The organism is Bradyrhizobium sp. UNPA324, from assembly GCF_006658635.1.
In the GTDB taxonomy this organism is placed as follows: domain Bacteria; phylum Pseudomonadota; class Alphaproteobacteria; order Rhizobiales; family Xanthobacteraceae; genus Bradyrhizobium; species Bradyrhizobium nanningense.
In genome coordinates this window covers 6,162,575-6,186,737 of record NZ_LFJD01000004.1, presented here as the reverse complement: position 1 = coordinate 6,186,737, position 24,163 = coordinate 6,162,575, and the positions used below count along the sequence as shown (strand labels likewise).

Here is a 24,163-nt window from a genome sequence, read left to right as displayed (position 1 = left end):
AGCATGGTCCGAGAGCGCCGCGATACCGAACAACGTCCGTCCCCGGAGGCGCTGCTGGAGGCAGCACGCCGGGAGGAGAGCGTCAGCGGCAAGCTGAAGATCTTCGTCGGCGCCGCGCCCGGCGTTGGCAAGACCTATGAGATGCTGCAAAGCGCCCACGCCAAGCGCAAGGCCGGTATCGATGTCGTGGTCGGCTTCGTCGAGACCCACGGCCGCGCCGAGACCGAGGCGCTGATGCGCGGGCTCGAAATGGTCCCGCGCAAGAGGCTCGATTACCGGGGCCAGATCGTCGAGGAGATGGATCTCGACGCCGTGATCGCGCGGCGGCCGCAAATCGCGCTGGTCGACGAGCTCGCTCACACCAACGCCGCCGGCAGCCGCCATCCCAAGCGTTATCTCGATGTCGAGGAACTGCTGTCCCACGGCATCGACGTCTACACCGCGGTCAACATCCAGCACATCGAGAGCCTGAACGACGTCGTCGCCCAGATCACCCATGTCCGGGTGCGCGAGACGGTGCCCGATTCCGTGTTCGATCGCGCCGATGCGATCGAGCTGATCGACCTCACGCCCGACGATCTGATTCAGCGCCTGAAGGAGGGCAAGGTCTATGTGCCGAGGCAGGCCGAGCGGGCGCTGGAGCACTATTTCTCACCGGGCAATCTCACCGCTTTGCGCGAGCTCGCCTTGCGGCGCACCGCCGAGCGGGTCGACGAGCAACTGCTCACCCACATGCAGGCGAATGCGATTCCCGGACCCTGGGCCGCGGGCGAGCGCATCCTGGTCTGCGTCAGCGAGGATCCGCGCGCGGCCGGCCTCGTGCGCTACACCAAGCGGCTGGCCGACCGGCTGCATGCGCCGTTCACCGCGCTCTCGATCGAGACGCGGCGCTCGCTCCAATTGACCGATGAGCAGCGCGATCGATTGGCCGATACGCTGCGGCTCGCGGAATCGCTCGGCGGCGAGGCGCTGACCATTCCCGCGGTCGGCCGTCGCATCGCCGACGACGTCGTCAATTTCGCCCAAGGCAACAACGTCACCCAGATCGTGATCGGCAAGTCGACCCGCTCGCGCTGGTTCGAATTGACGCGCGGCTCGGTCGTGCATGATCTGGTTCGCCGCGCGGGCAATATCAGCGTTCACGTCATCCCCGGCGACGAACCGCCGGCCGAGGATGCGGCCAAGACGGCGATACAGACCGCTGCGCGATCCGAGCCGTTCAATCCGCTGCCCTATGTCAAAACTCTCGGGATCGTGCTGATCGGGCTTGGTGCCGCCGAGTTGATCCGGCCCTATTTCGGCATCGAGAACGTCGATCTCGTGCTGCTGACCTCGGTCGTGGCAGTTGCGGTGCGCTATGGCCTGTGGCCATCGCTGCTGGCGACGGTCGCGGCGTCGCTCTGCTACAATTTCTTCTTCATCCCCCCGATCTACACTTTCACGATCACCGATCCGACCAACGTCGCCGCGTTCTTCTTGTTCATGGTGGTGGCCATGCTCGTCTCCAACGTCGCCGCGCGCGTGCGTATCCAGGCCGACGCCGCCATCGGCCGGATCAGGATGTCCGAGCAGCTCTACGCTTTCAGCCGCAAGCTCGCCGGCACCGCGACGCTCGACGACGTGCTGTGGGCGACGGCCTACCAGATCGCGTTGATGCTGAAGGTCCGCGTCGTGCTTCTGCTACCGGAAGAAGGCTTGCTCACGGTGAAATCCGGCTACCCGCCCGAAGACGATCTCGACCAGGCCGATCTCGCCGCGGCCAACTGGGCCTGGAGCAATGACCGCCCCGCCGGCCGTGGCTCGGATACGCTGCCGGGCGCAAAGCGGCTGTTCCTGCCGATGCGTACCGGCCGCGGCCCGATCGGGGTGATCGGCATCGACGATGATCGCACCGGGCCGCTGCTGACGCCGGACCAGCGCCGGCTGCTCGACGCGCTGGTCGACCAGGGCGCGCTGGCGATCGAGCGCGTGCTGCTGGTCGAGGACATGGACCGCGTCAAGCGCACCGTCGAATCCGAGCGGCTGCGTTCGGCGCTGCTGACCTCGATCTCGCACGATTTGAAGACGCCGCTCGCCTCGGTGCTGGGAGCAGCCTCGACCCTGCGCGATCTCGCCCCGGCCTTGGCCGACACGGAGAAGCGCGACCTGCTCGCCACCGTCATCGACGAATCCGAACGGCTCAACCGCTTCATCGCCAATCTGCTCGACATGACCAAGCTCGAATCCGGCGCCATCGTCCCCAACACGGCGCTGCACGATCTCGGCGAGATCGTGGGCAGCGCGCTGCGGCGCGCTAGCAAAATCCTTGGCGGCCACAGGGTCGAGCTGGTGCTGGCCGCCGATCTGCCGATGCTCCAGCTCGATGCCGTGTTGTTCGAGCAGGTGCTGTTCAACCTGCTCGACAACGCCGCCAAATATTCGCCGCCCGACACGACGGTCTCGATCCGCAGCCGGCGCGACGGCGATCATGTCCTGCTTGAGATCGTGGACGAGGGAGCCGGGATTCCGCCTGAGGAGCTCGAGAGCGTGTTCGACAAGTTCTACCGCGTGCAGAAGGGCGATCATGTCCGCCCCGGCACCGGGCTCGGCCTCGCCATCTCCCGCGGCTTCGTCGAGGCGATGCGCGGTACGATCTCGGCCGCCAACCGCAGCGACCGGCGCGGCGCTGTCCTCACCGTCCGTCTTCCCGTTCCGGCAGAGAGCCGCACATTGGATACCGCCGCATGAACGCTGCGCCGATCAAGGTCCTGGTCATCGACGACGAGCCGCCGATCCGCAAATTGCTGCGGATGGGGCTGACGACGCAAGGCTACGAAATCCTGGAAGCGTCGAACGGCAAGATCGCGCTGGAGAAGCTTGAGGAAGCGCCGGCGCTGATCATTCTCGATCTCGGCCTGCCCGACATTCAGGGGCACGAATTGCTGCGCACCATCCGCGCCCGCAACGAGGGGGTGCCGATCGTGGTGCTGTCGAGCCGCGGCGACGAAGCCGGCAAGGTGCAGGCGCTCGATCTCGGCGCCGACGATTATCTGACCAAGCCGTTCGGTATGGACGAGCTTTTGGCCCGCCTGCGCGCCGCGCTGCGCCACCAGCTCCAGGTCAAGGGCGAGCGTCCGGTGTTCCGCACCGGAGATCTCTCGGTCGATCTCGTGCGCCGCATCGTCAAGGTCGGCGAGCGCGAGGTGAAGCTGTCGCCAAAGGAATACGATCTTCTGCGCGTGCTGGTGCAGCACGCCGGCAAGGTGCTCACGCACCGGTTCCTGCTCAAGGAGCTCTGGGACGAATTGACCGACGCGCAATACTTACGCGTCTATGTCCGCCAGCTCCGCCAGAAAATCGAGGCCGATCCGGAGCGACCGCAATACGTGCTGACCGAGACGGGGATCGGGTACCGGTTGAAAGCGGGGGATTGATCCCCACTGTCATTCCGGGGCGATGCGAAGCATCGAACCCGGAACCTCGAGATTCCGGGGTTCGCCTCTTCGAGGCGCCCGGAATGACGGTGGGGTTGCTACCCCGCCTTCCTGTGCCGCGCCGTCGACCGGTGCGTTTTCCTCGCCACGCGCTGCCGCCCGGTCGCACGCCGCGCGTGCGACTTCGCTGCCGCCTTCTTCCCGCCACGCCCTTTCAGGCTCTGCTTCAACGCGTCCATCAGGCTGACGACATTGCTCGGCCGCTCCTCGGGCTCCGGCAGCTCGATTGTCTTGCCGCTGGCCTTGCGCTTCACCAGCGCCTTCAGCGCCGTTTCATAGTCGTCCTTGAACTTGCCGGGATCGAAATGCGCCGCCTTTGTCCGCAGGATGTGGCCGGCGAGCTCGACCATGTCCTTGGTGATCTTCGGGCTCTTGATGTCGTCGAAGAACTGGTCCTCCTCGCGCAGCTCGTAAGGAAAGCGTAGCGTGGTGCCGAGCAGGCCCTTGCCGAGCGGTTCGATCGCGATGATATGCTCGCGGTTGGTGAGCACGATCTTGGCGAGCGCGACGCGGTCCTGGTCCTTCATGGCGTCGCGGATCACCGCGAAGGCGTCGACCGCGGCCTTGCCGTCGGGCGCGATGTAATAGGGATGGTTGAGGTAGCGCTGGTCGATCTCCTCGCTCGGCACGAAGCTCTCGATGTCGATGGTGTGGTTGCTCTCGATCTGGACCGCCTCGAGCTCCTCCGGCTCGATCTCGACATATTTGCCCTTGCGTAGTTCGTAGCCGCGGCCCTTCTGGTCACTCTCGACGACGGCGCCGGTCTCGGAATCGATCATCTGCTGCTTGAGCCGGTTGCCGGTCTCGCGGTTGATCAGGTGAAACCGCGTCTTCTCGGCCGCCGTGGTCGCCGGATAAAGCACGACCGGGCAACTGACCAGCGACAGCTTCAACGTTCCCTTCCAATAGGCGCGCGGGGCCATTCCATTCTCCAGCGTTTTCAAGGTATTTTGGAACCCCAACCCTGCCACAGGGTTTTGGTTCCGGATGGGACTTTGGCCGTGTTAGGCTTGAATCCCCGAAAGAGAAGCGGGACCGGTCGTGCTGCAAAAACTCTCCACTTACCGACAGAAGCGTGACTTCGAGAAGACACCCGAGCCATCGGGCAAGACCGCGGTAGCGCCATCGAAGCAGCGGCGCTTCGTGATCCAGAAACACGATGCGTCACGGTTGCACTACGACCTCCGGCTGGAATTCGACGGCGTGTTCAAGTCCTGGGCCGTAACGAAGGGGCCCTCGCTCGATCCCCATGACAAGCGCCTGGCGGTCGAGGTGGAGGATCATCCGCTCGATTACGGCGATTTCGAAGGCACGATTCCGGAAGGACAGTATGGCGGCGGCACCGTGATGCTGTGGGACCGCGGCACCTGGGAATCGGACGATCCGGAAGCCGGCTTTAGGAAGGGCGATCTGAAGTTCACCCTGCACGGCGACAAGCTGCACGGCAGCTGGGTGCTGGTGCGGATGCGCAACCGCGGTGGCGAAAAGCGCACCAACTGGCTGCTGATCAAGCATCGCGACGAATATGTCCGCGAGGGCAAGGACAACGACATTCTCGACGAGGACAAGTCGGTCGCCTCCGGCCGTGCGATGGAGCAGATCGCCGAAGGCAAGGGCCGCGCGCCAAAGCCGTTCATGCTGGCGAAGGGCGCCAAGGCCAAAGCTGACGCCGTCTGGCAATCCAACCGTGCCGAGGAAGCGAAGGGTCGTACGGTCAAGCCGGCACCGCGCACGGCGTTGAAGGCCGACAAGATCCCCAAGACCAAGGCGGCGAAGAAGAAAGCCACGACAGCCACCAGCGCGAAGAAGGTCGCGGAGATGCCGGACTTCGTGGCGCCGCAACTCTGCACGCTGGTCGAGCGGCCGCCGGCTGGAGAGGGCTGGTGCCACGAGATCAAGTTCGATGGCTACCGCGTGCAGCTCCGGGTCGAGGACGGCGAGGTGGTGCTGAAGACGCGCAAGGGTCTCGACTGGACCGGCAAGTTCGGCGCCATCGCCAAGGAGGCGGCCGCGCTGCCGGACGTGATGATCGACGGCGAGATCGTTGCGCTCGACCACAATGGTGCACCGAATTTCTCCTCGCTTCAGGCTGCGCTATCCGATGGCAAGACCGAAGAGCTGATCTTCTTTGCCTTCGACCTGCTATTCGCGGAGGGCCGGGATTACCGGCGGCTGCCGCTCGGCGAGCGCAAGGCGCAGCTGAAGCAGCTGCTGGAAGCCCGCAAGCGGAAGTCGACCCAGATCCGCTATGTCGAGCATTTCGAGAGCGGCGGCGATGCCGTGCTGCAATCGGCCTGCAAGCTCGAGCTCGAAGGCGTCGTGTCGAAGAAGCTGGATGCGCCGTATCGTTCGGGGCGCACCGAGAGCTGGGTCAAGTCGAAATGTCGCGCCGGCCACGAAGTGGTGATCGGCGGCTACAAGACCACCAACGGCAAATTCCGCTCGCTGATGGCCGGCGTGCAGCGCGGCGATCATCTCGCCTTCGTCGGCATGGTCGGCACCGGCTTCGGCGCCGACAAGGTCAAGCGCATCATGCCGTCGTTGAAAGCGATGGCGGCCAAGGAAAGCCCCTTCGGCGGCAAGAATGCTCCGAAGAAGACGCGCGAGGTGCACTGGCTGAAGCCGGAGCTCGTCGCCGAGATCGAGTTCGCCGGGTTCACCGCCGACGGCAATATCCGCCAGGCCGCGTTCAAGGGGCTGCGGCAGGACAAGCCGGCCGAGGAGGTGGAGGCGGAGACGCCTGTCGATACCGAGCTTGCCAAACCTATAGCCGGGAAGCGAGCTGCCAAGACAGCCAAGCGGTCCAAGGACGCCGGCACCGCGGAGGTGATGGGTGTCGTCATCTCCAAGCCGGACAAGGAGCTATGGCCGGACGACGGCGATGGCGCTCCGGTCACCAAGCTCGATCTCGCGCGCTATCTCGAAGCCGTCGGCGAGTGGATGATCGTGCATCTCAAGGGGCGGCCATGCTCGCTGATCCGCGCTCCCGAGGGCATCAAGGGCGAATGCTTCTTCCAGCGTCATGCCATGCAGGGGACGTCGAACCTTCTGGAGCTGGCGCGGGTCTCCGGCGACCGCAAGCCGTATCTGCAGATCGATCGGATCGAAGGGCTCGCGGCCGTGGCGCAGATCGGCGGCGTCGAGCTGCATCCCTGGAATTGCGCGCCCTTTGCCTATGATACGCCGGGCCGGCTGGTGTTCGATCTCGACCCGGCGCCGGATGTCGCGTTTGCCGACGTGGTCGAGGCGGCCAAGGAGATGCGGCAGCGGCTGGCCGACATCGGCATGGAGAGCTTCTGCAAGACCACCGGCGGCAAGGGCCTGCATGTGGTGGTGCCGCTGCTTCACGGCGCGCGCGACAAGGTGAGCTGGAAGGAGGCCAAGGCCTTTGCGCAGGGCGTCTGCCAGTGGATGGCCGACGACGATCCCGAGCGCTATCTGCTCAACATGTCGAAGAAGCTACGCGAGGGAAAGATCTTCCTCGACTATCTCCGCAACGACCGGATGTCGACGGCGGTGGCGCCGCTGTCGCCGCGGGCGCGCGCAGGTGCCACGGTCTCGATGCCGCTGACCTGGGCGCAGGTGAAGAGCGATCTCGACCCGAAGCGCTATACGCTGCGGACCGTGCCGGGCTTGCTCGCGAGATCGAAAGCGTGGGAGGGTTATGATGATGCCGCCGCGTCGATCAAGGCGGCGATGAAGAAACTGGCGGGGAAGAAGTAGAGTGGGTTAGCTCAGCGACGACGCGAAACGCCGTAGCTGAGCGTAACCCACCTCGTTCGCCTAAGTGGAGCAAAGAGGTGGGTTACGCCTTGCGGCTAACCACCCTACAAGCCCTCGTCCTAAATTCGCCCGAGCAGAAGCAGGATCAGCAGGATGACGATGATGAGTCCGAGGCCGCCGCCGCCATAATAGCCGGTGCCGTAGAACGGGCCGCCGCCGATGCCGCTGAAGCCGCCAAGCAGGGCGATGACGAGAATGATCAGAATGATCGTACCGATTGACATGCGAATCTCCTCCAGCCCTTCGTTGAAAGGGTCGTTGCAACCTGTCCCGTTGTGCGGGGGGCAACTTGCCGCAGATTGTAAAGTTCCCGCATTGAAACACGGCTGGCGGATCAACATGCATGGAACCTTTATGCGCGCAGCCGGCATCACTATGTGAGGATCAGTCATATAGGGCAGGGGCCATGTCAGCACCGCTTGTCGTTTCCATTCCGCATCGTCTCGGCCGCGAGGAGGCGGTGCGCCGGCTCAAGACCGGACTGGGCTGCGCGGCGGCCAGCATTCCCGTGATGCAGGTCGAGGAGGAGCGCTGGACCGGCGACAACATGGCCTTTCGCATTCGCGCGCTCGGGCAGGTCGCGACGGGCCAGGTCGATGTCGGCGACGATCAAGTTCGGGTCGAGGTGGTGCTGCCCTGGCTGTTGCAGCGCTTCGCCGAGATGGCGCAGGCCACGATCAAGAAGCGCGGGCAGCTGCTGCTGACCAAGGACCACGGAAAGTAATCTCAGGCGCGTACGCGCGGCCGCGCGGGCCTGATGGCGCTTGCCGTGCGGGCTTCGATGACGAACGCGGGACAATCACGGAAGGCCTGCGCGAGCGGCAAAACGCCACCGGCAAGGCCGGGCGTGGTGTAGCCGGTCAGGTCGATGGTGGCGTCAAAGCCCTCCGGCGCGGGCCATTCCCGGCCAGCTTGCGTGAACGGCGCGAAGTGACGCCCGGCCACGACGATCGCCGCAGCACGGCCGTGGCGACGGGCGAAGGCAATGACATGGTCGGCATGTGTGCCGTGCACCGCCAGCGGCTGGTAGTCGCCTTGAGCGAAGACGTCGGCGAGCTCGTTGCGCAGCTTGAGAAGACGCCGTGTCCAGGCCAGCTTGATCAGGCCGTCCGGCCAGCTCTTGATCAAGCCGTTCCAGTCCGGATCGGCCAGCGATTTCAGCGCCGTATGCCGGCCGCCGAAATCCACCGGGCGGCGGTTATCGGGGTCGACCAGCGACAGGTCCCAGAACTCGGTGCCCTGGTAGAAGTCGGGCACGCCGGGCAGCGTCGCCTTGAGGGTGAGCTGGCTCAGCGAACTCAACATGCCGAGCAGTGCGACGCGGCGGGCCAGCGTTTGCAGCGCCTCCAGGAATTCGCCGGACTGTACGGGATCGAGGATCTTGTCGATGAAGCTCTTGACGCCGTTCTCATAGGCTTCATGCGGGTTGAGCCAGCTGGTCTCTTCCTTGCCTTCGCGCGCCGCCTTCAACGCGTAGGCCTGGATGCGCTCGACGAAGCCGGCATCGATCGTCTCCACCAGCGGCCAGGCGCCGAGCAGCGCCTGATACAGCATGTATTCGAATGTCGCCGATGGCGCGCGGAAATTGCCCTGGAGCGTGAGGTGCGGCGCGTTCAATACCTTCCAGCGAGAAACCGCGCTGGTCCATTCGCCGGGAATCTCGCTGAGCGCCGCGATCCGCGCGCGGGCATCCTCGCCGCGCTTGGTGTCATGCGTGGCGGTTGCCGTCATTCCTTGCGGCCATTCCTTGGCCCGGGCCTGCATGGTCTCGTGGAAAGCGGGAACGGTGAGGCCGGTGCTGGCGGGATCGCCGCCGACCTCGTTCAGCGCGAGCAGTCGGTGGAATTGATAGAACGCGGTGTCCTCCAGCGACTTCGCCATCATCGGCCCGGTGAATTGTTGCACCTTCAGCGCAAAGCGGCGCACGCGCGGGGCGCTGTGCGGAGGGCGGCCGGGCTTGAGCAGATCCATGGTCAGGGCGTCGCGCAGGAAGTCGAAGATGCCGTCGTCCGCGGCGAACCATTCCGCGCGGGCTCGCGCGATGGTGTCGTCGATCAGCTTGCGGTCGGGGGCCGTCGGCCCGCTGTTGGTCAGATAAGTGCGGTACACCGGGAAATGCAGCACATAGAGCTCCAGCGCCTGCCGCAGGCTGTCGGCGGAGAAATCCCGGGTCGAGTAATGCCCGTTGGCGATGCGCGCGAGCAGGCGCGTCAGCACGGTGAATTCGCTGGTGAGCAGCGTCTCCAGCACGCGCCGCTTGGCGTCCTTGACGTAAGGCGCAAGCCGCGGCGGCCGGTTGCTGATCTGCCGCCAGGTCTCGTCCAGCGCCGCTAATCCCTTGGCGTCGACCAGCACCTGGGTGACGACGTTCATCCATTCATAGCCGGTGGTGCCCTGAACGCCGGCGAAGTGCGGCAGGCGTTCGTGCTCGCACAGGATCTTCTCGATCACCGTGTAGAACGGCTTGGTGTTGCCCTGCGCGTCGCGCACCAGGCGGCGCAGGCGCTGGCAATATTGCGCTGGATCGCGCAGGCCGTCGATGTGATCGAGCCGGATGCCCTGCAGCTTGCCGTTGGCGATGAGCTGCTTCACCAGTCGGTGCGTGGCCGCGAAGGTGCTCGCGTCCTCGACGCGCAGACCCGCAAGCCCGTTGACGTCGAAGAAGCGGCGATAGTTGATATCGCTGGAGGCGAGCCGCCAATGGCCGAGCTTGTAATTCTGCCGCTCGAGGAGATGATGGAGCGCCAGCGTCTGCGCGGGGCGATCCTTGTCGGCGCGATAAGCGGCAAGACCGCGTGCGATGATCTCAGCGCCACCTGCGATCTCCCTGAGCTCGGTCTTGAACGCGGGGGCTTCCTTGCGGCTGGGGCGGCGCAGTCCGGTGTAGCGCGCCACAAGCGAGAGCAGGCGTTGGCCGGCCTCCGTCTCGGCGGCATCGGCTTCCTTCACGGTCATGCGCAATATCTCGCCATAGCGCTCTGGCGCGATCGGCAAGCGATGCTCGAAATACCAGGCGGAGAAGCTGCCCTGATCCGGATCGTAGCGCAGCTCGATTTCTCCGTTCTCCAGTGCTTCGCCATAGGACTTGCCGAGGATCGGCAGCAGCACGCCGCCGCGGGCGCGGTAGGGCAGCAGGTCCCAGTCGATGTCGAAGGAGATCGCGTGCGGTGAGGCCTGGCCCCATTCGAGCACGTCGAGCCACCAGGGATTGTCGGCGAAATGCACGCCGACGTGGTTCGGCACGAAATCGATGATGAGGCCGAGATCGTGCGCCGCGAGCGAGTCGCTCAGCCGTGTGAAGCCGGCTTCGCCGCCGAGATCCGGATTGAACTGGCTGTGATCGACGGTGTCGTAGCCATGGGTCGAGCCCTTGCGCGCCTTCATCACCGGCGAAGCGTAGAGATGCGTGATCCCCAGCGCCTTGAGGTAAGGCACCACGGCGGCGGCCTTGTCGAAGTCGAAATCCGCGGTGAGCTGGAGCCGGTAGGTCGCGAGCGGAATGTCGGGAGGCATCCTAACCTCCGAGGCGCCAGACCACCGACCAGGGCGGAAGCCGGTCGCCGGTCTCGCCACCCCAGATTGGCGTCCCCGCGCTGACATTGGGCATGATCTCGTGGTCGGAGAGATTGGCGGTCAGGCGCAGCGCCGTGCCGTCGCCCAACCGCCAATGGGCGGTGAGCAGGCCGTTGTCGGCTGCCTCGGTCTCGCCGAAGCTCGCGCCCCTCAGCCGCGGCATGATCTCCTTGCGGCGGAGCGCGAGCAGTTCGCGCACCAGCGCGAGCCGTGCGTCCTGCAGCGGCGTGCGGCCGGTCCAATCGAGCACCGCTGATTGCAGCGTTGCGGGATCGAGCGGGTCGGGCACTTCATCGCCGTACTTCTCGTAGGCCCAGGCATATTCCTGCTTGCGTCCGTTGCGGACGGCGTCGGCGAGCCCGCCTTGGAAATCGCAGAAGAACGGGAAGGGCACCGTCGAGCCCCATTCCTCGCCCTGAAACAGCATCGGCACCATCGGCGCCAGCAGGGTCACCGCAAGTGCAGCTTCGATCTGCTGCGGCGATGCCAGGCTTTCGAGCCGGTCGCCGAGCGGACGGTTGCCGATCTGGTCGTGGTTTTGCAGGAAATTGACGAAGGTCGCCGGCGGCAACTGACCGCTCGGTTCGCCGCGCGGTTTCTTGCCCCAGAACTCCGAAACCTCGCCCTGGTAGACGAAGCCGGATGCCAGCGCGCGCGCTAGATCGAGGCGCGGCGTCTGATAATCCGCGTAGTATCCGGCGAGCTCGCCGGTCAGCATCACGTGCCAGACGTGGTGATAATCGTCGTTCCACTGTCCGCGGTATTTGCCGTTCGGCGGCTCCTGCGCGGCGTCGAGCAGGCTGGCGCGATTGTCGCCGTTCTCCAGCACGAGATGGATGTGGCGTCCTGTCGCCTTGGCGAGCTCGCCGGCGGCGACGCTGAGATCCTGCAGCATCGACTGCTCGCCGGGCACCGCCATGATGTGATTGGCGGCATCCAGCCGCAATCCGTCGAAACGATAGTCGCTGAGCCAGGACAGCGCATTCTCGACCGCGAACGCGCGCACCTGCGGCACGCGATAATCGATCGCGCTACCCCAGGGCGTGTGCGCATCGGTGAAGAAGGCCGGCGCATAACGGCCGAGGTAATTCCCCTCGGGGCCGAAATGATTGTAGACGACGTCGAGGAAGACCATCAGCCCGCGCAGATGCGCCTCGTCGATCAGGGTCTTCAGATCTTCCGGGCGGCCATAGGCGCTATCGGGCGCATACCACAGCACGCCGTCATAGCCCCAGCCGCGGCGTCCAGCGAAATCGGCCAGCGGCATCAGCTCCAGCGCGGTGATGCCGGTTGCGGCGAGATGATCGAGCTTGTCGATCATGGCGCGGTAAGTGCCCTTCGGCGTGAAGGTGCCGACATGGGTCTCGATCAGCACCGTCTCTTCCCAGGGGCGGCCGCGCCAATCGCGCGCCCGCCATGAAATGGCGTCGTGATCGATCACCTCGCTCGGGCCGAACACATCCTCGGGCTGGAAAGCCGAAGCCGGATCCGGCACGTCGATCTCGTCGTCGATCCTGAACTTGTAGGGGCTGCCGGCGGAGAGGCCGGCAATGTCGGCCACATACCAGCCATCCTGCCGGCGCTGCATCGCGTGTCTTCGGTCGAGCAAGAGGTCGACACGGCGCGCGGCAGGCGCCCACAGGCGGAACGACACGCCGTCCTTCGTCGGCTTCGCCCCGAAGGATGGCCTCATAGCGCCCCCGCGAAGGCGAGCACGGAGCGCGGCGGCGCCTTGCTGTCGCTTCCGGGCGGGAAGTCGATCGTATTCAGCTTGGCATCCGTCGTGTTCAGGATCTGCTGCCAGCTCTTGTATTCGGTCATTTTGGGCAATTTGAATGCGATCTCTTCGGGGGCGGCGTTCAGTACGATAAAGATCGCGGCCCCACCCGGTTCCATCGGCCCCATCACATAGGAGAGGAATCTTCCCTCCGGGAATTTCCAGTCGTTCTCCGTCATCTCGTCGCCGGCAGGCGTCAGCCACAATGCGCCGTAGGAAACACCGTCCGCGGGGCGACCGTCGAGCCAGCGATGGCTGCGAAGCTGCGAGAACCGGCGGCGGATGTCGGCGAGATGGGCGACGAAATCGACCATGTCGTCGCCCTCCTTGCCCAGATTGTCCCAGCCGACCCAGCCGATCTCGTTGTCCTGGCAATAGGCGTTGTTGTTGCCCGATTGAGAGTTGCCGACCTCGTCGCCGGCGAGGATCAGCGGAACGCCCTGCGCCAGCATCAGGCAGGCCAGCACGTTCTTGCGAAGCTGGCGGCGCAGGCCAAGGATTTGAGGATCGTCGGTCGGCCCCTCCACACCGCAATTGTTGCTGTGGTTGTCGTTGGAGCCGTCGCGGTTGTCCTCGCCGTTGGCCTCGTTGTGCTTCTCGTTGTAGCTGAAGAGGTCGGCGAGCGTGAAGCCGTCGTGGACGGTGATGTGGTTGATGCTGGCGCGCGGCCGCCGTCCGTCGTGGTTGAACAGGTCGGACGACGCTGTCATCCGGCTGGAGATGTCGCCGATCAGGCTGCCTTCGCCGCTCCAGTAGCGGCGCATGGCGCTACGATAGCGATCATTCCATTCCGACCATTGCGAGGGGAATGCGCCGACCTGGTAGCCGCCGAGGCCGAGATCCCAGGGCTCGGCGACGAGCTTGACGGTCGCCAGCACCGGATCCTGCCGGATCGCCGTCAGGAACGAGATGCCGCGATCGAAGCCGTTGGGGCCGCGCGCCAGCGTGGTGGCGAGATCGAAGCGGAAGCCGTCGACATGGCAGACCTCGACCCAGTAGCGAAGTGAATCCATCACCATCTGCAGCACGCGCGGATGGGTCAGGTCCACCGACGAGCCGCAGCCGGTGAAGTCGTCGTAAAAGCGCGGGTTCTCGCGGTTCAGCCAGTAATAGGAGGCGTTGTCGATGCCGCGGTAGCACAGCGTCGGGCCGAGATGATTGCCCTCGGCGGTGTGATTGTAGACGACGTCCAGCATCACCTCGATGCCGGCATCGTGCAGGCGCGCCACCGTGGTGCGGAAGGAATCGAGCGCATTATCCTGGGCGTAGCGCGACTCGGGCGCAAAGAAGGACAGCGTGTTGTAGCCCCAGTAATTGGCGAGCTTCTTCTCCACCAGGATGCGGTCGTCGACGAAGCTGTGCACCGGCAGCAGCTCGACCGTGGTGACGCCAAGCTTCTTCAGATGCTCGATCACCGCCGGCGAGGACAGCCCGCCATAGGTGCCGCGCAAATTCGGCGGCACGTCGTCGCGCTTCTGCGTCAAACCCTTGACGTGAGCCTCGTAGATGATCGTGTCTTCCCATGGGATGTTGGGACGGATCTCGCGGCGGCCCCAGTTGAAGGTCTCGTCGACCACGACGGCCTTGGGCATGCCTCGCGCGTTGTCGCGCCGGTCAAAGGACAGATCCTCGCGCGGGCTCCCGGTGCGGTAGGCAAAGTGCGCATCGCTCCAGACCAGCCGTCCGGCGAGCCGCTTTGCATAGGGATCGAGCAGCAGCTTGTTGGCGTTGAAGCGATGGCCCTGCTCGGGCTCATATGGACCGTGCACGCGATAACCGTAGAGCTGCCCGGGCGAGACGTCGTTGAGATAGCCGTGCCAGACATCCTCGGTCTTTTCAGGCAGCTCGATGCGCTCGAGCTCGCGGCGGCCTTGCGCATCGAACAGGCAGAGCTCGACCTTCTGTGCGTTGGCGGAGAACAGCGCGAAATTGGTGCCGCGTCCGTCCCAGCTTGCGCCGAGGCGTGCGGGCGATCCAGCAGTCAGGCGCATGTGTCAGCTTTCCGGAACGAGGAAGATCGCGGCGAGCGGCGGAATGGTGAGGCGGAGCTCGGGCGCCTTGCCTTCAACGGCATGAACCTCGCCGATGTTCCCGACATTGCTGCCGCCATAATGGGCGGAGTCCGAATTGAACACTTCCTTCCACTTGCCGGCAAAGGGCACGCGAACGCGATAGTTGCGGTAGACGTTGGGAGAGAAGTTGATGATGACGAGACACCGCGCGTGCTCGTCAAATCCCTTGCGCAGCCAGGCGAACACGTTGCGGTTGGCGTCATCCGTGATCAGCCATTCGAAGCCGGCCTGGTCGCAGTCCATCTGGTGCAGCGCCGGCACCGCGCGATAGAGCCGGTTGAGGTCGCGGATCAGCGCCTGGATGCCGGAATGGGATTTGTATTCGAGCAGGTGCCAATCTAGCGACTGGTCGTGATTCCATTCGCTGCTCTGCGCGATTTCCGCGCCCATGAACAACAGCTTCTTGCCTGGATGGCCGAACATGAAGCTGTAATAGGCGCGCAAATTCGCAAAGCGCTGCCACTCGTCACCAGGCATGCGGCCGAGAATCGAGCGCTTGCCGTGCACGACCTCGTCATGGGACAGCGGCAGGATGAAGTTTTCCGAGAACGCGTAGTGCAAGCCGAACAGAATCTCGCCGTGATGGTATTTGCGGTGGATCGGATCCTTGCTGATGTAGTTCAGCGTGTCGTGCATCCAGCCCATGTTCCACTTGTAGCCGAAGCCGAGCCCGCCGAATTCGACCGGGCGCGAGACCTGCGGCCAGGCCGTGGACTCTTCGGCGGCCGTGGTCGCCTGCGGGAAGCGGGCGAACACCTCGGTGTTGAAGCGGCGCAGGAAGTTGATCGCCTCGATGTTTTCGCGGCCGCCATACTGGTTCGGGATCCACGCGCCGGGTGGCCGGCTGTAATCGAGATAGAGCATGGACGCGACGGCGTCGACACGCAGCCCGTCGATGGCATAGCGTTCCATCCAGAACAGCGCGTTCGAAACTAGGAAGTTCGTCACTTCGGTGCGGCCGTAATTGTAGATCAGCGTGCCCCAGTCGAGGTGGCGGCCCTGGAGCGGGTTGGCGTGCTCGTACAGCGCGGTGCCGTCGAAGCTGCCGAGCCCGTGCGGATCGTCGGGGAAGTGACCCGGCACCCAATCGAGCAGCACGCCGACGCCCTCGCGGTGGCAGGCATCGACGAGGGCGGCGAAATCCTCAGGGGTCCCGAAGCGGCTGGTCGGCGCATAGAGGCCGGTCGGCTGATAACCCCACGAGCCATCGAAAGGATGCTCGCTCACGGGCAGGAATTCCAGATGGGTGAAGCCCATGTCGCGGGCGTAGGCGGGCAACTGCTCGGCCAGCTCGCGATAGGTCAGCCATTCATCGCCGTTCTTGCGCCGCCAGGAGCCGAGATGGACCTCGTAGATCGACATCGGTGCCGACAGCGCGTTGATGCCATCTGGCGCCGGGTGCGGCCGCGGCAGGTGCGCCTCGTCGAACACGATCGAGGCCGTCTTCGGACGCATTTCGCTGGCGAAGGCCATCGGGTCGGATTTCAGCGGCAACAGATGGCCGTGCGGTCCGATGATCTCGAACTTGTAGTGATCGCCAGCCTTGGCATGCGGGATGAACAATTCCCAATAACCGGCGCCGCGCACCCGCATGGGATGACGCCGCCCGTCCCAGAAATTGAAATCGCCGACCACGGAAACGCGCCGTGCATTCGGCGCCAGCACCACGAAGCCGATGCCGTCGATGCCCTCGAGCCGCATCGGATGGGCGCCGAGCTTGTCATAGAGCCGTTGGTGAGTGCCTTCGCCGAGCAGATAGAGGTCGAAATCGGTCAGGATCGGCGGAAAGCGGTAGGCGTCCTCGAATTCGACGACACTGTTGCCGAATTTCGCGCGCAACTGGTAACGCTTCGAGCCGTTGGACAGGGCGCCGATGAACAGCCCGGCATCGTGCACGCGGTCGAGCGGCGCGACTTCGCCATGTTCGCCGACCGCCTCGACATTAGAGGCCTCGGGCAGAAACGCGCGCACCACGCTTTTACCACCCTCGGGATGCAGCCCGAGATAGTGGAAGGGGTCGGAATGGCGGCCCTCGATGATCGCATAGGCCTCGGCAGGCAGTTTAGGCATGGGCTTCGCTCTCGGTACTGGACAGAATGCGAAGCAGTCCGGTCAGCGGCGCATGCAGCCCCTCAGGCCGGTGGGACAGCTCGTACTCTACGTCATTGAAGGCTTGATCAAGCAGGAAGAACCGTAGCAGTCCCTTGTTGGATTGCCGATCTTCCGGCCACAGCCGCTGATCGGTCATGGCTTCGCGGTAGGCGGACAGGAAGGTTGCGGTGGCGCGCTCGCGCCATTCGCCGAGCGCGGTCGCGAGCCGGTCCTGCTCCTCGGAGGCACCCGTGAGTGCGCGATTGAGGGCGGCATTGACCGAAACATGAATCGAATGGATCAGGCCAGCGACATCACGGGCGGCAGGCGCCTTGCGCCGCTTGGCAGCCAAGGGCACACGCGGATCACCGTCGAAGTCGATGATGAAGATATCGTCCTTCACGATCAGAGTTTGCCCGAGCCGGAAGTCGCCATGATGACGGATGTTCAACCCACCAATCTCGGATGGCAAGAGCCCATTCAGATGGTCGGAGAGGAGCGCACGCGCCTCCGTGAGCCGATCGACCAGCGGCCGGTCCGCCTCCCGTAGGCCCTCGCGGCTGTCGGCCAGCCTTTCGAAAACCCGCTCGGCGCGCGCCTTGAGGTCGGATACAAGCCGCTTGACGTATGCGGAGTCGATCGGCTCCGGAGCGAGATCGGCCGGCTCTGCCGCGGCCAGAGCGACATGCAGTTCACCGAGCCGCCGGCCGATTTGCGCGACGAAGTGCAGATAAAGCGCTTGCTCCTGGGTCTCGCGCAGCGCTTCGTCGATCGGCACGACGCGTTGGTCGTCGATATAGCGATCGAGATAGCCCGTGGTCACGGTCCAGCCGTCGCCCTGGTTCTCGACATAGGCGTGCAGCACGCCGAGCGCGCTGCGCTGATCGCCCTCGACCAGCTCGACGCTGCCGAGCAGCGCCGGCGTGTTGGGGAAGCGCGCGACCTCGGTGAGATAATGGCCGATCTCGATCTCGGGGCTGACACCGCTTTCGAGACGGCGGTAGATCTTGGCGACGTACTGGTTGTCGACCAGAGCGGTGCTGTTCGACTGCTCGATCGCGCGGATGCGCTCGGGCTCCTTGATGGTGTAATCGGCGAACCGGCTGGTCGCGTTGAACTCGAGCCGCAGATTGTTCTCCTCCACGACCAAGTTCTGCGACAGGTTGCGCAGGAACAGGCCGATGAAGATCTGGTCGGTCGCGACGTCGAGCAGCGTGCCCTCGCGCGCGCCTTGGCGCACGGCGGCGAGCGCCTTCGGGTTGAAGCGCTCGCGGTCGAAGCGGACCCATTCGATCTGCATGGGCAGCACGTAGCGCGACGCGGCGTCCTGGTCCGTCCCCTCGAAGAACGCGATCCAGGGCCTGTTGTCGCCGATGTCGCAGAACGGCACGGCCGAAGTCAGCATGGTCTTGATCTGCTTGGGATTGTGCTCGGGATACCACCGCGTCCGTGACAGGAATCCCGGCAGCACGTCGCGCTCGAAGACGCCGCGCTCGCGGGCCAGCGACACCCAGTTGGAATTCACCGGCACCACCAGCGTCTCGAATTCCGGCACCGCGCGCGGCGTCACCGGCTCGGACTTGTCGCGCTCCTGAAGCTGGAACCAGTAGAAGCCGTAGGGCCCCAGCGTGATCATGTAGGGAAGTTCGCCGATCGCCGGGAAGCGGGTGCGGCCGAGCATCTCCTGCGGGATGCGGTCCTTCCAGGGCGACAAATCGAGCTCGGTGGCTTGCGCGGCGCGCGACAAATTGGCGACGCAGAGGATCACCTCGTCGCGATATTGCCGGACATAGGCGAGCACGGCGCGGTTGGCCGGGCGGATGAAGGTCATGGTGCCGCGGCCGAAGGCGAGCGTCGACTTGCGGACTGAGATCAGCCGCTTGGTGGCGCTGAGCAGCGACGACAGGCTGCGCGACTGCGCCTCCACGTTGACCGATTCGTAGCCGTAGACCGGGTCCATGATCAGCGGCGCGTAGAGCCGCGCCGGGTCGCAGCGCGAGAAGCCGCCGTTGCGGTCCGGGCTCCATTGCATCGGCGTGCGCACGCCGTTGCGGTCGCCGAGATAGATGTTGTCGCCCATCCCGATCTCGTCGCCGTAATAGATGATCGGTGTGCCGGGGAAGGACAGCAGCAGCGAGTTCATCAACTCGATCTTGCGCCGGTCATTGTCCATCAGCGGCGCAAGGCGCCTGCGGATGCCGACATTGATGCGGGCGCGGGGATCGTTGGCGTAGGTGGTCCAGAGATAGTCGCGTTCGACGTCGGTCACCATCTCCAGCGTCAGCTCGTCATGATTGCGCAGGAACAGCGCCCATTGGCAGCTCGCCGGAATGTCCGGCGTCTGACGCAAGATATCGGTGATCGGAAAGCGATCCTCCTGTGCGATCGCCATGTAGATGCGCGGCATCAGCGGGAAGTGATAGGCCATGTGGCACTCGTCGCCACGGCCGAAATATTCCTGCACGTCCTCCGGCCATTGATTGGCCTCGGCCAGCAGCAGCTTGCCCTTGGAGTAGGAATCGAGCTCCTGGCGCAGCCGCTTGATGATCGCATGCGTCTCGGGAAGATTCTCGTTCGAGGTGCCCTCGCGTTCGCAGAGATAGGGAATGGCATCCAGCCGGAAGCCGTCGACGCCGGCGTCGAGCCAGCGCTTCATCACCTGGATGAGCGCACTAACCACACGCGGATTGTCGAAATTGAGGTCCGGCTGGTGCGAGAAGAACCGGTGCCAGTAGAACGCGCCGGCCTCGTGATCCCAGGTCCAGTTCGACTTTTCCGTGTCGGTGAAGATGATGCGCGTGCCCTGGTATTTCTGGTCGGTGTCGCTCCAGACATACCAGTTGCGGGCGCTCGAGCCGGGATGGCTGCGGCGCGCGCGCTTGAACCATTTGTGCTGGTCCGAGGTGTGGTTGACGACGAGCTCGGTGATGACGCGCAAGCCCCGCTTCTGCGCTTCCTGGATGAAGCGCTTGAAGTCCTTCATGGTCCCGAAATCGGGATTGACGGAGCCGTAGTCGGCGATGTCGTAGCCGTCGTCGCGGCCGGGCGAGGGATAGAACGGCAACAGCCACAGCGCGGTGACGCCGAGCTCCTGCAGATAGGGCAGCTTCTCGGTCAGTCCGGCGAAGTCGCCGATGCCGTCATTGTTGCTGTCGGCGAAAGCCTTGACGTGCAGCTGATAGATGATGGCGTCCTTGTACCAGAGCTCGTCCACGATCTCGGCAGCCTCGGCCTTCTTGGTGTCCACGGAAGATAGAACGTTCATGGCGTGCCCCTTTACGCCAGGCAGCGGAACAAGAGCGCCGGATCGCGGTCGGGGTCGATACGCAACCTGATCCCGCCCCATTCGATGCGGGACTGTTCGCCGGTGAGGAGATCTTCGAGTGTCGTCACATGGTGTCGCTGCCCGCCGGCGTCAACGGTGACGTCGCCGAGCGGCAGCCAGCATTCGCGCCACTTGCCCGAGACTGCGATCACGACGACAACGGTGTTGGCGGGCTCAGCCGCCTCCTTGACGAAGGCAATGGTCTCGCTGTCTTCGACACCCAGAAACCGCAAATTCGCCGTTTGCTGGAGCGCGGCATTGTCGTTGCGGATGCGGTTGAGTTCGGCAATGTAGGACTTGATGTTGCCGGGCTGGTCCCAGTCGCGCTGCTTGATCTGGTACTTCTCGGAATCGAGATATTCCTCGCGGCCGGGCACCGCCGCGTGTTCGAGTAGCTCGAACCCGCTGTAAACGCCGTAGCTGCCCGACAACGTCGCCGCCAGCGCAACGCGCGACTTGAACGCCCAGGCTTCTCCGCTCTGGAGATGATAGGGCAGCAGGTCGGGCGTGTTGACGAACAGGTTCGGACGATAGAAGTCGCGCTCGGGATAGCGCGTCAGCTCGCCGAGATATTGCTCCAGCTCCCATTTCGAGGTGCGCCAGGCGAAATAGGTGAAGGACTGCGCAAAGCCGAGCTTGGCGAGGCCCTTCATCAGCTTTGGCCGCGCAAACGTCTTGGAGAACAGAATCACTTGCGGATGCCGGCGGCGGATGTCGCGGATCAGCCAGTCCCAGAAGGCAAGCGGTGCGGTGTCGTGATTGTCGATGGCGAATATGGTGACGCCCTGATCGATCCAGAACAGCATGGCGTCGCGAAAGGCGTTCCACAGGCCGGTGCGGTCGACCGAGGCGAAATCGGGAATCACGATGTCCGAATAGGGGCCCACCGCCGTCCGCACCGAGCGGTCCGGCCGCCATTTGAACCATTCCGGATGCTGCGTCAGCCAGGGATGGTCCGGCGAGCATTGCACGGCGAAGTCGAGCGCGAGCTCGAGGTCGTACTCGAGACAGGTCGCGACCAGGGCGCGAAAGTCCTCGATGGTGCCGAGCTCGGGATGCAGCGCATCGTGGCCGCCCTCGGTGGCTCCGATCGCGTAGGGCGAGCCGGGTTCGCCTTCGGTTGCCGCCGGCGCATTGTTGCGGCCTTTGCGGCGGCTGCGGCCGATCGGGTGGATCGGTGTGAAATAGAGCACGTCAAAACCCATCGCCGCGATGTCGGGCACGCGCGCGATGCAGTCGCGGAGCGTGCCGTGCCGGCCGGGGATCCGGCTCTGGCTGCGCGGCATCAGCTGGTACCAGGCGCCAAACCGCGCTCTGTCGCGGTCGACGGTCAGCGGGAAGGATTGTGAGCGGGTCAGGTCGGGCCGGGACTGACTCTCGGCCATGGCATCGCCGAGCTCGGTCGCAAGCAGCGAGGTGACATCGCCGGTTTGAAGATAATCCTCGCATTGTCTGACAATGATTGCCGCGGCGGCCTGCCGCGCCCCATGCGCCTTGGTCAGGAGGCCGGCACCCTCGATGGCGTCGAGGCTGACATCGGCGCCGGTTCGCTGCTTGCGCGCGACCGCGTGGGACCAAGTGGCGAACTCGTCGGTCCAGGCCTCGATCGCATAGACATATTGGCCGGGCTCCGCGGGCGTGAAAGCGCCGGACCAGCGGTCATTGCTGTGATGGATCATCGGCTCACGCCGCCAGTCCCGGTCCTGCTCGGGACGCCAGAGCAGCGCGGCCCCGACCACGGCGTCGCCATCGCGGTAAACATCGGCCCACACCTCGACGCGGTCGCCTGCGATCCGCTTCACGGCGAAGCGGCCGCAATCGATCGCGGGATAGACGTCTTCGATGAGGAAAGCGCTGCCGGCTGCGGCACTTTCGACAGTTTGAATTGTCTTGTTCACGGTGATGCCATTGACAAGAAAGCAGGGGCCCGTTTCCCTTGTCGGGAACCTACGCTTGATACCTATATAGAAAGCCGTTTGTGTGTCATTAGTTCCCCCTGGGAACGGCAGGCAGGGTTTGTGAGTTGACCCAGACTAACGTCCTCCGCTGCCTCATTAAAATCGATGCCCCCGGCAAAAGGGTGGCCTGCAAGCTGCGTGCCGTATGGATCTCTTAGCCCAAGCCCGGATCAAGGGCGTTCAATCCGAATTCATTGACGCGCTCGGAAAGCTGCGGGTCACCGACCCCGTGGCCCTGAAGTCCATCCTCGACGCCCTGCCGGAGAAGCGGGTTTACCGCTTCGTCAACGGGCCGATTGTGGTTCGCGCGCTCGGACATCCGCGCACGGAATTGGCGGCCATCGGCGCGCCGCCGCTGCAATGGAAATTGACCGCAAACGGCAAAAGGATCGCCCAAGGCGAGACACGCGAGCCCGTGATCGCCTGGCCTGCCGGCCTGCCGCTCGGTTATCACCGGTTGACGCTGACCGATGCCGAAGGTGTGACGGAAGAGGTGCCGATGATCGTGGCGCCCGAGCGGGCCTTCGGCGGCGATTTCGACCGCGGCTGGCTGCTCGCGGTGCAGCTCTACAGCGTCCGTTCGGACCGCAATTGGGGCATCGGCGACTTCACCGACCTCGCCGATCTTGTCCGGCTCGCCAAGCAACTCGGGGCCGACGGCGTCGGGCTCAATCCGCTGCACGTTCTGTTCGACGATCACCCGTCCGATTGCAGTCCGTATTCGCCGAACAGCCGGCTGTTCCTCAATCCGCTCTATATCGACGTCGAGGCCATTCCCGAATTCTCGGCCGATCTCGTGCCCGACGCGGCCGCGACCGCCGCCCGTCTGCGGGAAGGAGATCGCGTGCATTACGCCGACATGGCGGCGTTGAAATGGCTGGCCTTGCGCGCCGCGTTCAACAGCTTCGTGAGGAGCGCGAGCGAAGCGCGCCGCAAGGCGTTCGACAGCTTCCGCGCCGCCCGCGCACCGTTGTTGTCGCGCTTTGCCTGCTTCGAGGTGCTGCGCCATCGCTTCGCCGCGCCGTGGTGGGAATGGCCGGCGGAATGGCGGCAACCGGACGAGGCCAAGTGCGCCGAGCTGCGCAATGGACCCAACAAGCGCGAGGTCGAATTCGTCGAATTCGCGCAATGGACGGCGGACAGCCAGCTGCATGCCGCCAAGGAGCTCGCCGGCCAGCTCGGCATGCGGGTCGGGCTCTATCTCGACGTCGCCGTCGGCGTGCAGTCCAACGGCTTCGATGCCTGGAACGAGCAGATGGCGATCTCCCGCCATCTCGCCGTCGGCGCGCCGCCCGACGTGCTCAACACCATCGGCCAGGACTGGGGTCTTGCGGGCTTCAATGCCGGCGGCCTGGAAGCGCAATCCTTCGTGCCATTCGCCGACATGCTCGCGGCCTCGATGCGCCACGCCGGCGCGATCAGGCTCGATCACGTGCTCGGCCTGAAGCGGCTCTATCTGGTGCCGCGCGGCTTCAAGCCGGACAACGGCGCCTATGTGCAGATGCCGTTCGAGGCGCTGCTCGGCGTCGTGGCACGCGAGAGCGCGGCCCACAAATGCATCGTGATCGGCGAGGACCTCGGCACCGTGCCGGAAGGCTTCCGTGAGATGATGCAGGATTTCGGCATCTGGTCCTATCTCGTCATGATGTTCGAGCGGGACGAAGCCGGCCATTTCCGCAACGTCGATCATTACCGGCCCAATGCGCTGGTCACGCTGAACACGCATGATCTGTCGACCTATGCCGGCTGGCGCTCCTTCGGCGACCTCAAGATGAAGCGCTCGCTCGGGCTCGACCCCGGCGAGAACGATCAGGCGCGCTGGGATGCGCTCGGCCGGCTCGACGAGATTTTGCGCCAGAACGGCATCAAGGCCAACGACCTCTATTCGGTGCTCGCCTTCCTGTCCCGCACGCCGTCGCGATTGCTCGCGGTGTCGATGGAGGATCTGCTCGGCGTGATCGACCAGCCCAACATTCCCGGCACGATCGATGAGCATCCAAACTGGCGCCAGCGTCTTCCCGTCGCGCTCGACAAGATCGCCGCCAAGGTTGACCTCACGGCCTTGCGAGCGGCAACGCGGGAACGTTCATTGAACGGCGGGAGTTGATCGG

13 protein-coding genes are annotated in these 24,163 nt (G+C 64.7%); 5 read left to right on the top strand and 8 right to left on the bottom strand.

The window, feature by feature from the left end:
- Positions 1-3: 3 nt before the first annotated feature.
- Positions 4-2,727, top strand: a complete 2,724-nt coding sequence (locus tag UNPA324_RS29570) for a DUF4118 domain-containing protein (RefSeq protein WP_128920156.1) — start codon at positions 4-6, stop codon at positions 2,725-2,727.
- Positions 2,724-3,413, top strand: a complete 690-nt coding sequence (locus UNPA324_RS29565; protein WP_128920155.1) for a response regulator transcription factor — start codon at positions 2,724-2,726, stop codon at positions 3,411-3,413. Before UNPA324_RS29570 ends, UNPA324_RS29565 begins: the two co-directional genes overlap by 4 nt.
- 98 nt (positions 3,414-3,511) lie before the next feature.
- On the opposite strand, the gene ku is transcribed toward UNPA324_RS29565, so the two are convergent.
- Positions 3,512-4,396 carry a non-homologous end joining protein Ku gene (ku, locus tag UNPA324_RS29560; RefSeq protein WP_128920154.1) on the bottom strand — a complete coding sequence of 295 codons (885 nt, stop codon included), beginning with the start codon at positions 4,394-4,396 and terminating at the stop codon, positions 3,512-3,514.
- A gap of 118 nt (positions 4,397-4,514) precedes the next feature.
- Here ku and ligD point away from each other — a divergent pair, with 118 nt between their 5' ends.
- The gene (gene ligD, locus UNPA324_RS29555) at positions 4,515-7,196 is read left to right on the top strand and encodes a DNA ligase D (protein WP_128920153.1); all 2,682 of its coding nucleotides are present in this window, start codon (positions 4,515-4,517) and stop codon (positions 7,194-7,196) included.
- A gap of 119 nt (positions 7,197-7,315) precedes the next feature.
- Here the strand turns inward: ligD and UNPA324_RS29550 are convergent, their stop codons facing one another.
- Positions 7,316-7,480: a DUF3309 family protein gene (locus tag UNPA324_RS29550; RefSeq protein ID WP_106945843.1), complete on the bottom strand. Its 165-nt coding sequence runs from the start codon at positions 7,478-7,480 to the stop codon at positions 7,316-7,318.
- A 182-nt stretch (positions 7,481-7,662) separates the two neighbouring features.
- Here UNPA324_RS29550 and UNPA324_RS29545 point away from each other — a divergent pair, with 182 nt between their 5' ends.
- A complete protein-coding gene (locus tag UNPA324_RS29545; RefSeq protein WP_128920152.1) occupies positions 7,663-7,980 on the top strand; it encodes a polyhydroxyalkanoic acid system family protein in 318 nt (105 codons plus the stop codon).
- 2 nt (positions 7,981-7,982) lie between these two features.
- Here UNPA324_RS29545 and treY read toward each other — a convergent pair whose 3' ends face one another.
- Genes treY through UNPA324_RS29515 form a run of 6 tightly spaced genes read right to left on the bottom strand, consistent with a single transcriptional unit; the run spans position 7,983 to position 21,992 of the window.
- Entirely contained in the window at positions 7,983-10,769 is a 2,787-nt protein-coding gene (treY, locus tag UNPA324_RS29540) for a malto-oligosyltrehalose synthase (protein WP_141937446.1), read from the bottom strand.
- A 1-nt stretch (position 10,770) separates the two neighbouring features.
- A complete protein-coding gene (treZ, locus tag UNPA324_RS29535; protein WP_141937443.1) occupies positions 10,771-12,522 on the bottom strand; it encodes a malto-oligosyltrehalose trehalohydrolase in 1,752 nt (583 codons plus the stop codon).
- A complete protein-coding gene (gene glgX / locus UNPA324_RS29530) occupies positions 12,519-14,597 on the bottom strand; it encodes a glycogen debranching protein GlgX (protein ID WP_128920149.1) in 2,079 nt (692 codons plus the stop codon). The genes treZ and glgX overlap by 4 nt, the downstream gene beginning before the upstream one ends.
- 3 nt (positions 14,598-14,600) lie before the next feature.
- On the bottom strand, positions 14,601-16,748 hold the full coding sequence (gene glgB, locus UNPA324_RS29525) for a 1,4-alpha-glucan branching protein GlgB (RefSeq protein ID WP_141937441.1): 2,148 nt from the start codon (positions 16,746-16,748) through the stop codon (positions 14,601-14,603).
- On the bottom strand, positions 16,741-20,034 hold the full coding sequence (gene treS / locus UNPA324_RS29520) for a maltose alpha-D-glucosyltransferase (RefSeq protein WP_141937439.1): 3,294 nt from the start codon (positions 20,032-20,034) through the stop codon (positions 16,741-16,743). The genes glgB and treS overlap by 8 nt, the downstream gene beginning before the upstream one ends.
- 11 nt (positions 20,035-20,045) lie before the next feature.
- On the bottom strand, positions 20,046-21,992 hold the full coding sequence (locus UNPA324_RS29515) for a maltotransferase domain-containing protein (protein WP_141937437.1): 1,947 nt from the start codon (positions 21,990-21,992) through the stop codon (positions 20,046-20,048).
- A 205-nt stretch (positions 21,993-22,197) separates the two neighbouring features.
- Between UNPA324_RS29515 and malQ the strand changes: the two genes are divergently transcribed.
- Positions 22,198-24,159: a 4-alpha-glucanotransferase gene (gene malQ, locus UNPA324_RS29510; RefSeq protein ID WP_141937436.1), complete on the top strand. Its 1,962-nt coding sequence runs from the start codon at positions 22,198-22,200 to the stop codon at positions 24,157-24,159.
- The last annotated feature ends 4 nt before the right edge of the window (positions 24,160-24,163 follow it).

Bases quoted from the DNA above. Each gene is read 5' to 3' on its own strand.
- treS (WP_141937439.1), bottom strand. From the start codon at position 20,034: ATGAACGTTCTATCTTCCGTGGACACCAAGAAGGCCGAGGCTGCCGAG.
- glgB (WP_141937441.1), bottom strand. From the start codon at position 16,748: ATGCCTAAACTGCCTGCCGAGGCCTATGCGATCATCGAGGGCCGCCAT.
- treY (WP_141937446.1), bottom strand. From the start codon at position 10,769: ATGCCTCCCGACATTCCGCTCGCGACCTACCGGCTCCAGCTCACCGCG.
- treZ (WP_141937443.1), bottom strand. From the start codon at position 12,522: ATGAGGCCATCCTTCGGGGCGAAGCCGACGAAGGACGGCGTGTCGTTC.
- glgX (WP_128920149.1), bottom strand. From the start codon at position 14,597: ATGCGCCTGACTGCTGGATCGCCCGCACGCCTCGGCGCAAGCTGGGAC.
- ku (WP_128920154.1), bottom strand. From the start codon at position 4,396: ATGGCCCCGCGCGCCTATTGGAAGGGAACGTTGAAGCTGTCGCTGGTC.
- UNPA324_RS29565 (WP_128920155.1), top strand. From the start codon at position 2,724: ATGAACGCTGCGCCGATCAAGGTCCTGGTCATCGACGACGAGCCGCCG.
- malQ (WP_141937436.1), top strand. From the start codon at position 22,198: ATGGATCTCTTAGCCCAAGCCCGGATCAAGGGCGTTCAATCCGAATTC.
- UNPA324_RS29550 (WP_106945843.1), bottom strand. From the start codon at position 7,480: ATGTCAATCGGTACGATCATTCTGATCATTCTCGTCATCGCCCTGCTT.
- UNPA324_RS29545 (WP_128920152.1), top strand. From the start codon at position 7,663: ATGTCAGCACCGCTTGTCGTTTCCATTCCGCATCGTCTCGGCCGCGAG.
- UNPA324_RS29570 (WP_128920156.1), top strand. From the start codon at position 4: ATGGTCCGAGAGCGCCGCGATACCGAACAACGTCCGTCCCCGGAGGCG.